6 protein-coding genes and 1 pseudogene are annotated in these 8,525 nt (G+C 65.8%); 6 read left to right on the top strand and 1 reads right to left on the bottom strand.

The window, feature by feature from the left end:
* Positions 1 to 1,071 precede the first annotated feature (1,071 nt).
* Positions 1,072 to 2,067, bottom strand: coding sequence for a DUF4214 domain-containing protein (locus tag D2K64_RS22210; RefSeq protein ID WP_120010571.1), 996 nt, complete (start codon positions 2,065 to 2,067; stop codon positions 1,072 to 1,074).
* Positions 2,068 to 2,426: 359 nt separating this feature from the next.
* On the opposite strand from D2K64_RS22210, the gene D2K64_RS22205 reads away from it, so the two are divergent.
* From D2K64_RS22205 to D2K64_RS24730, 6 genes and pseudogenes are all read left to right on the top strand, one after another.
* Positions 2,427 to 3,095, top strand: coding sequence for an AraC family transcriptional regulator (locus D2K64_RS22205; protein WP_157986037.1), 669 nt, complete (start codon positions 2,427 to 2,429; stop codon positions 3,093 to 3,095).
* 48 nt (positions 3,096 to 3,143) lie between these two features.
* Positions 3,144 to 3,974, top strand: coding sequence for a PhzF family phenazine biosynthesis protein (locus D2K64_RS22200; RefSeq protein ID WP_120010569.1), 831 nt, complete (start codon positions 3,144 to 3,146; stop codon positions 3,972 to 3,974).
* A gap of 50 nt (positions 3,975 to 4,024) precedes the next feature.
* Positions 4,025 to 4,944: pseudogene (locus D2K64_RS26325) on the top strand (tripartite tricarboxylate transporter substrate-binding protein).
* Positions 4,945 to 5,789: 845 nt separating this feature from the next.
* Entirely contained in the window at positions 5,790 to 7,262 is a 1,473-nt protein-coding gene (locus D2K64_RS22185; RefSeq protein ID WP_202910795.1) for an MFS transporter, read from the top strand.
* A 537-nt stretch (positions 7,263 to 7,799) separates the two neighbouring features.
* On the top strand, positions 7,800 to 7,976 hold the full coding sequence (locus D2K64_RS24735; RefSeq protein ID WP_157986036.1) for a hypothetical protein: 177 nt from the start codon (positions 7,800 to 7,802) through the stop codon (positions 7,974 to 7,976).
* A 67-nt stretch (positions 7,977 to 8,043) separates the two neighbouring features.
* Positions 8,044 to 8,334 (top strand): hypothetical protein, encoded by a 291-nt coding sequence (locus D2K64_RS24730; protein WP_157986035.1) that lies wholly within the window; start codon positions 8,044 to 8,046, stop codon positions 8,332 to 8,334.
* The last annotated feature ends 191 nt before the right edge of the window (positions 8,335 to 8,525 follow it).

Raw genomic sequence — 8,525 nt, 5'->3', positions numbered from 1 at the left:
TCCGCCGTGCCAGCCTGATCCGGTAGTTCAGCCCGCCGGAAACCATCGCTCCTACACCACGCGATGGGACACGACCCGCCGCAACCCGACGGAACCTTGGCCAGGCGTCAACAAGCTGGTTCACTACGGTTTCGCAGCTTGCCGTTTTCGCATGCATCTTCACTCCGTGACCGCAGGCCTCGGCAAACCGGACGTGCTACGCCCCCGTGCCGTTACCTCGACAGGATCAGCAATCCGTGGGCTGGTGCCGCAGCCGCCTTGCCCTTTTGTTGCGTGGCTGCCGAATGGAGCTTTGACCCGTCTCCGGTTCAGCAGGGCTGTCGCGGTCCACAAGTTCTCTCAAACAAGCAGAGTGTTTGATGCCACGGTGGCATGTCAACCGGAGCCCTGAAACGACTGCCGATGGCCGGTGCGTCGCGCCGACGTCTATCGTCGGATTGCGGAGCTTCTATGAGCATCGGCTTGGCGCGGCGGCGTCGGGCGGCCTCAGTGAGGCTGTATTGGCTCTTCAAGGATAGCGATCTTACGACGATATCGGCGCCTTTTCGAAGGCTCACGCTCGTCCGAGTTGCCAGAGTTGAGAAGCAGTGGCCCCGAGACTGTTGCCCCTGCTTCCCATTGCTGCTCCAGTCGAACTTCCCTGATCATTCTCCATATTGGTCGCTGCCGCAGCCATACGCTTGTGCAGCCTGATGTTTTGCATTGATCTTGATGGCCGAGTGTCGAGGGTTCTGTTGCCGTGACGTTGGACCGAACGCCTGTCCTGTTCGACGCCCACAGGGCGTCTGCCGCAGCCCCGAGTTCCGGCAGGACGACGCGCGGCCACGTCCGTCCGCACGCGATGGCCGAAGCAGAAGATTCAGTGCCGCCATGGCGTTGATCATGGCACCGGAACGGGCGACCAGCGGCAGTACCGCGGAGAGCTGCACCAGCGATTTCCTGGCTCATCCGCTGGCCATGTGATGGCCGACAGCACGCTCCTGCCAGCGCCATCGCTGACGCTGGTTTCTCTCCACGGACCGCCTGAGCAGGTCATGGGCACACCTTTGAGGAAGGGCGGCCTCTCAACGTTCACCCCAACCAGATGCCGTCGTTGATCTCGACCGTAGTCTGCAGCTGGTTCTCGGCACTCTCCGAGAAGTTCACCAGCAACTGCTCGCGGGGCATGCCGGCGGCCAGTCCACCGATGTGAGCCGAGAAGCCGGCAGCCTCGGGCTCACGGGCCAGGACGTTACGATAGAGCAGCGTGACCAGCGAGGCGTCTGACGGATCAGCGCCATAGCGGCTGGCGAACTCAGGCGAAGCCAGGAAGTTCGAGCTGACCGTCATCAGGCTCAGCCCGCCATCCATGGCCTCCACCTGATGCTTCAGGCCGGCGGTGTCCGGGTCGCGGGCGAAGGCGGCTTGGTAGAGCCGGTATGCCTGACCGGCGTGCCCATCGGCGTCGAGCGCCAAGATGCCGTCAGCAAATTGCAGGCGCTCGACCTGATAGATCAGGTCGGTGTCATCGCGACCGGCCACGGAGTCCCGGACAGCACCGGGTTCCACAGTGTACTCGGACCGCGGGCCACGGAACACCGCCGTGTCGAGCCCCGCGCCAGCTTCGATCGTGTCGTCACTGCCGAGAGCCGTGAACACATCGTTGCCGGCTCCACCGACGAGGTTCTGGATTTCGTCATTGCCATCATTGTTGGCGAACGCGATGGGAAACAGCCCATTGCCGACGTATTGAAGGTCCGGCCCATTGATCGCAGTGACGCCCGTGATCGGAACTGCCTGCCAGCTTCCGGTCAGCACGTCCGTTGCCACGCCATCCTCGACGGCGTCGATGGTGACGGTCTGCCGTCCTGTGGAGCCAGCCGGGAAGCGAAGTACTTGCGGCTGAGCGAAGCCCAGATGCTCGCGGGCAATCTGCTCGCTTTCGCCCGGTTCCGGCCGGAAGACCAGGGTAACGTCCTCGGCCGGGTTGTCGCGCTCGAACCAGATCGTCTGGCTGTATCCTTCTGGAACGATCAGCAAGCTTGCGTCGGGCGTGTATCCAACAATACCGGTCGTCACGACGGACATTTTATCTCCTGTTTCCCGACATTGTTCGGGCCTGATGATTCGCGACTTTTCCGCGTTTAAAGCAAATCAACGAAAGGGGGAATCGGGCCGACCGGCGAAGGATGAAGGGCGGCAGAGAATTCTGCATCCTCGTGCGAAATTCCGTCAGTCAGGACCGCTCTGGGCCCGAAGCAGCCTACGAATTCGTAGCGTGTCCCAATGGAGTTCGGAAAGCCGACCGGACATGTTGCTCCATGCACCATGGAGGCGCCTGTCGCTGCAGCGATCAGGCCCAGGTTCTACCCTGCCGCCATGTTGCACCTCAAGCCAGAGACCCGCCAGCGGGTGGGGGAGGCGTACTCCGGGGGGGTAACTGCGGCATGCTCCTGGTCCCTCGGCAAGGGCGGATGCTGTTCCAGATGGAAGGGCAGCGCGCCCTCTCACCAATCCGCCCCGGCGAAGCGCTCCTCGTCGCACCCGAGGTCGGTCACCGCACCCGGGCCGCGGACGCCGCGCACCGGCACATCGTCCTCTACGCGCCAGGTCCGCGGCTCGGGCGCTGGCTCCCTGCCCGGCAGGGCTGGAGACTCGGCCTGTTGCCGCCTGCGATGCGGCCGCTGCTGGCCTACCGGGACGCGCTGCCGGACGGGTGCGACCGTGCCTGCCTCGCCGAGCGTCTCTTGCTGGAGGAAGCGGTCGAGACAGGTCCGGAGCCTGCTCCGGCACAGCATGGCGCGGCCGTGGTCCAGGCCATCGCGGAGCACCTGCGCACCCGGCTGCATGAGCCGCACGCGCTTGATCAACTCGCAGCACGCTTCGGCCTGTCCTGCCGCCAGATGACACGGCTGTTTCGTCGCCACCTCGGCACCAGCATCGCGGATTACCTCGCCGCGCTGCGGGTCCGGGAGGCGACGCGGCGGATCGTTGCGGGCCAGGGTATCCTGACGGCGGCCCATGCGGTCGAGCTGGCTTCCCCTTCGCACCTCGCTCGCCTCTTCCGCCGGCACACCGGCCAAGCTCCCTCCGAGGCCCGATCCGGCACGCGATAGGGCCCAACCGGGCGCGCCCGTCTCGCTCCGGCGCGGCAGGCTGGGCCCATGCAGCGACCTCAGCGATCCCCCATCATTCTCTGTGTCTTCCCGGCAGGACCGAGCGGCGGCAATCCCTGTCCCGTCGTGCTCGACGCCAGCGGCATGGACGCCGGGGACATGCGGGCCCTGGCCGCCGTGCATGGCCACGAGAGCGGCTTCGTCCTGCCGCCGGAGGACCCCACCTCGGCCGATTTCCGCTTCCGCTTCTTCGTCCCCGAGCAGGAGATGGAGATGTGCGGCCAAGCAACCCTCGGGACGGCCTGGCTGCTTCGCGCCCGCGGTCAGGCCTCGGGTGCCACACTTCGCATCGAGACGCTGTCCGGGCCACTGCGCGCCATTTTCATGGCGGACGGCGCCGTCGAGATCACCCAGCCGCCCGGCCGGATGGACGAGGTCACGGATGTCGGCGCCGTGCTGGCCGCCCTCGGCCTGGCGGAAGCGGAGCTGCGTCCGGACGTTGCCGTATTGAATGCCTCCACGAACCGGGTGAAGACGCTCGTGCCGCTGGCCGATCTCGCACGTCTCCATGCCCTGCGGCCAGACCCGGCGCGGGCGCGTGCAGCCTGCGAGGCGATCGGCTCCACCGGCCTCTATCCCTATGCCGAGGGGGAGCACGGTGCCGTCCACGCCCAACAGTTCCCACGCAGCTCCGGCTATCCGAAGGACGCGGTAACCGGCATCGCCGCCGCTGCCCTCTTCTATGGTCTCGGCCCGCCGGAGGCGGGCGTGCTCGTCCGCCAGGGCGAGGCCATGGGCCGCCCCAGCGAGATCCGCGTGCGGTGCGACCCGGACGGCCCCGGACGCCGTCTGGGTGGACATGTGGAGGTGATGTCGTGAGGCGCCGCATCGTCCTCACCCTCACCGCCGCCCTGGCCGCTCCTCCGGCAATGGCCCGTTCCGACGCCGCCCAACCCTGGCCCACCCGGCCGATCCGCTTGGTCGTGCCCTATGCCGCCGGTGGCCCCACCGACGTCGCCGCCCGGTTATTGGCCGAGACGCTCTCCGCCTCGCTCCCGCAGCGCGTCATCGTGGAGAACCGCACCGGCTCGGGCACGGTGGTCGGCACGGGCTCCGTGGCGAGCGGTCCGCGGGACGGCCACACCTTCCTCGTCGCGACCGTCGCGCATGTGGTCAATCCCGTGCTCGTGGCAGACCTGCCCTTCGATCCGATCGCCGAATTCCGTGGTGTGGTGCTCATGGGAATGGTGCCCCAGGTCGTGCTGGTGACCCGTGACGCGCCGGTTCGGAGGCTGCCCGACCTGCTGGCATTGTTCCGCAGCAGGTCCGGAGACTTCGCCTACGATTCGGCCGGGAACGGCAGCGCACAGCATCTGGCAGCCGAGTTGCTGAAAAAGCAGGCGGGGCTGGACGTGATGCACCTGCCCTACCGCGGTGCGGCCCCCGCGGTCGCGGACATGCTGGCTGGCAAGTGGCCATGGTGATCGACAGCGCCGCGACCGCGATCCCAATCGCTCGCTCCGGCCAAGCTTGCGTCCTGGGAGTGACGAGCGCCGCGCGCCTCGCGCAACTGCCCAGCATCCCGACTGTTGCCGAGACGCTGCCGGGCTACAATGCTTACACCTGGAACGCCATCCTCGCCCGGGCAGGAACCGCGCCGGAAGCATTGGACCGCATGAATGCGGCGGTGAATTTTGCACTCCAGAAGCCCAACCTGCGCAAGCGGCTGGAGGACCTTGGCATCGCAGTGATGTCCGAGAGCACGCCAACGTCGGTTGATGCCTTCCTTCGCACTGAAACCGGCAAATGGCAAAGGTTGCTCAGGGAGGCTGGGGTGAAGGCGGACTGACATCGATGTCTTCCGCCCGGCCTTGAAGGAAGTCCAGCAGGCAGGCGCACCAGCACCGGCAAGGATGGCGGGCACAATCAGCATCGCTCAATGGTAATCCCGATGCATCTCTTGCGATTCCGATGTTATCAACCGATGGAAGTCCGGACTCCGCCCGCTCCGGTACTTCCTGCTTCGGTTTTCACCCTCGGCCATTCTTTTCCGTATGATGGAAAATCCTGCCGATTGTATCCTGGAACTGATCGAGGCTCGGGTGGAAGGGCAGAAGTTGCCGCAGCGTCGATGTGGCGGCCACCAACGCTGGGGGTGATTTTCATTTGACCCGAACGGCAACTTGAAGTTGCGTCTGCTGGTCCGTGGCAGGGGGCTTGCCGCGGAGCGTGAGCTGCCCGGTCGGAGCTCAGGGAGGCATGGCTGGGCGGCTCTAGCGCCTTCCGCTGGCGGCGTTCCCCGCACTTCCCCGCAGATCCTCGATTCCATGGCTGACGGACTGGACGTCCTGCCGCATGCTGATTTGATCCACTCCGCACGCGCTCACCGGCTCTGCATTCGGGCACCTCTGGCAAGGGCATGCTTGGGGAGTTTCTGTCCGATCTGCGCCTTGTCACCGGCAAGTTGACGGACAGGATTGACACACGCACCCGGGAGTTTAGCCTCACATGGCGAGGTAACGCCCTTGCCCCGCTGCGGGAAGAAATGTCCGGGAACGGCCCGGCCCTCCGGAAAGGGCCGCCCGATGGCATGGCTGTACCGCGCTCTCGCAGGTTTCCCTCAAACAGGCTGGCCGGCCAGATTGACGATCGTGCAGGATCCGGCGCTCCGTTGGAGCGGGATCGCGATCGCCGATGCGTTCATGGCGCGGGCGGCTTCTTGTTCTGGATGTTCCAGCGTCGGATCCCGCCTGGGACCGCCCTGCGATCTGGACCGGCACTGGCGCCACGCTCACCGGTATCCCGTTCTCCCGTGGCGTCACATGGGCCGGCCGCTTCCCGGATATCGTCGCCATGATCATCGGCGGCGTGGTCGCGCTCAAAATAGCGGGCAGCCCGCTCCCAGAAGACCATGGAACCGATGAAACCGCACCGCACCGAAAGATTAGGTGCAGCCTCGTCATCGTCAGCACGTCCCGCCCCTTGATGAACAACCGTCACGACTCTCCCATCGATACACACCAGATCCCACCCGATGCCGGTTCCCCCGGACGGTGGCCGCTGCTTTGCTGGTTCATCTCATCTGCCACTTTGAGTGTTCCGCAGGCAGCGGGACCCGTGGCGTTTTCGCTGCTGGCCCTCAATCTTACCGGCAATGCCGTCCACGGCGCCGCCATCATCCTCGCGATGACGCTCGCTCAGGTAGCTGGCGCCATCCCGATCACCCGGCTCGGCAGCAACATGCCCTCGACGAGATTTCTGAGGCTGTTGATCGTTGTCCGCACCCTGGCTTTGGCATCGATTGCGCTGTTCGCGGCCTTTGATGTGCCTTTCGTCTGGCTCGTTCCCCTTGCGATGGTGGCGGGATCGGTCAACGGCGCCGCCTTCGGGTACCTGCGCTCCGTGCTCAACCGGTTGACACCCGCATCGCGGCTGCCCCGCGCTCTCGGCATCTCGGCCACCTTGAACGAGGTGACCTTTGTGATCGCACCGGTGGTGGCTTCGGGCCTGGGCACCATCTCGCCAATCGTCGCCGTGCTGGCGCTTGCGATCCTGGGCGCAGTCCCCGCGCTGCTGGTTCCGCAGACGCACCCGGCACATGCCGAGGCGCTGCCTAACGCCAAGGGCCGGGTTCTCAATCCCTCCATCCTGTTGTGGCTCGTCTGCGCTGCCGCGGGTGGAGCCATTGTTGCATCGGTCGAGATCGGAGCCGTCGCCCTGGCCTTGAGATTCGGCTACGAGCCCGCGCTCGCGATCATGTTCACGGTTCCCTTGTGCCTCGCCTCCGTCGCGGGGGGAGTATGGGTGAGCGTGCGGAACCGCATGGCGACGCGGAAGGCCGTGCTTGCCTATCTGTCCATCATGAGCCTCGGCTCCCTTCTCGCAGCATTCGAGGTGTCGGTCGCCATGACGGTGCTGGGGGCGGTGCTGATCGGCTCCGTGCTTGCGCCGCTCGGTACTTACTACTCGCTTGTCCTGGACAAGCTGGCGGCACCGCGGAGACGGGCGGAGGTTTTTGCCCTGTTGCGCACCGCGAACGCGGTCGGGGTCATCGTCGCGAGCGCGGCACTGACGATGTTTTCCTTGTCACTGGCGCTGGATGTGGTCGCCGGTCTGATGGTGGTCGTCACGACAGTGGTCGGGTTCGCCTCATGGAGCCGGGCGTGAACCCGGCTGAATTGGCCTGGTCACTCGGTCAGCCCCGCAGGCGGCAGCTTGGGGACTCATCATCCGGGCTTCTGGCGCCCGATCATGCTGATCATCCACGGACAGGAGCGGCGCATCATCCTGGATCGTGTTGATGGCTCCGGCCATGCCCACGCTGACTGGGAAACGGATGGTGCCGGGCGACCAAGAGGACGCGCAGGGTCTAACGGGCGCCGCCTTCCGAAACCGTCCGCCAGCGTGGACGCTCAAGACGGGAGCGCGCGGATCCAGTCTCCAGGACCCACGATGAGCCGGCTGAACATCGCGCTTGCCGTCGCCGGAGCTGTTGTTCTCCTTGTTCGTTCTTGAACGCGATCAAGAGGAACTTCCTCCAGGAATCCATGATGGCAGTTCTAGCTGGCGCCGCCGTCGGCCCGCACGCGCTCGGCTGGCTCGAATGCCATCCTGGAGCAGACCGCGCGGCTGACCCTCGCCGCCGGCCTCATGGGCGTGACGCCGCGGCTCAGGAGGAACAGCGCGCGGGCTCTATGGCGGCCGATGGCGCTTCTGCTGGTATTCGATAAGCTCGGCATGTGGCTCGCCGCCTCCGCGCTTGCAGGCTGGCCGCTCAGGCTGTTCGTCTGGACTGCACTCCCGCTGGGTGCCGCCGTCACGCTGACCGACCCGGTGGTATCCAGTTCCATCGTCACTGGTCCTTCGCCAAGGAACGCCTGACCCTGCGGGTGCGCGACGCGATTCCTTGGAGGCCGGCGCGCATGATGGCCTCGCATAGCTTTCCGTCATGCTTCCGGTGCTGATGCTCTCGCACCCGCCTGACGAGGCGTGGCAGCGCTGGCTGGTGGACTTCGTCCTGATCGGCGCGCTCGGCGCCGCTCTCATGGCTCCTCGTCGGCTGGGCCGCAGCCAAGCTGCTGGCCTGCGTCGAGCAGCGCAGGGACGTCGAGAACACTGCCTTCCAGGAATACACGGTCGCCTTCTCGATTTCACACTCGGCGGCGCGAAGCTCATCGGCGCGGACGCGTTCATGTCCGTGTTCCAGGCTGGGCTGGTGTTCAACCTCTCCGCCCCCTAGCGGGTGAGGAGCACGAGGAGAGGCATGTCCGGGAGGCGGCCGCCAAGCTGTTCACCCTGCCCTTGTTCGTGCACGTCGGCATTGCGCTCCCGTTCGGGGAGTGGGCGCGCTTCGGCTAGTGTCCTGATTCCGTAGTTCCTCCGATCGTCTGGGAGCGAAGGCAGAAGCGCTGGATGGCGGCGAGAATGTCG

Origin of the sequence: Teichococcus vastitatis, assembly GCF_003604215.1 — a bacterium.
Taxonomy (GTDB): Bacteria; Pseudomonadota; Alphaproteobacteria; order Acetobacterales; family Acetobacteraceae; genus Pseudoroseomonas; species Pseudoroseomonas vastitatis.
The sequence above is the reverse complement of the archived record's forward strand: the minus strand, read 5'-3'. Positions and strand labels throughout refer to the sequence as shown.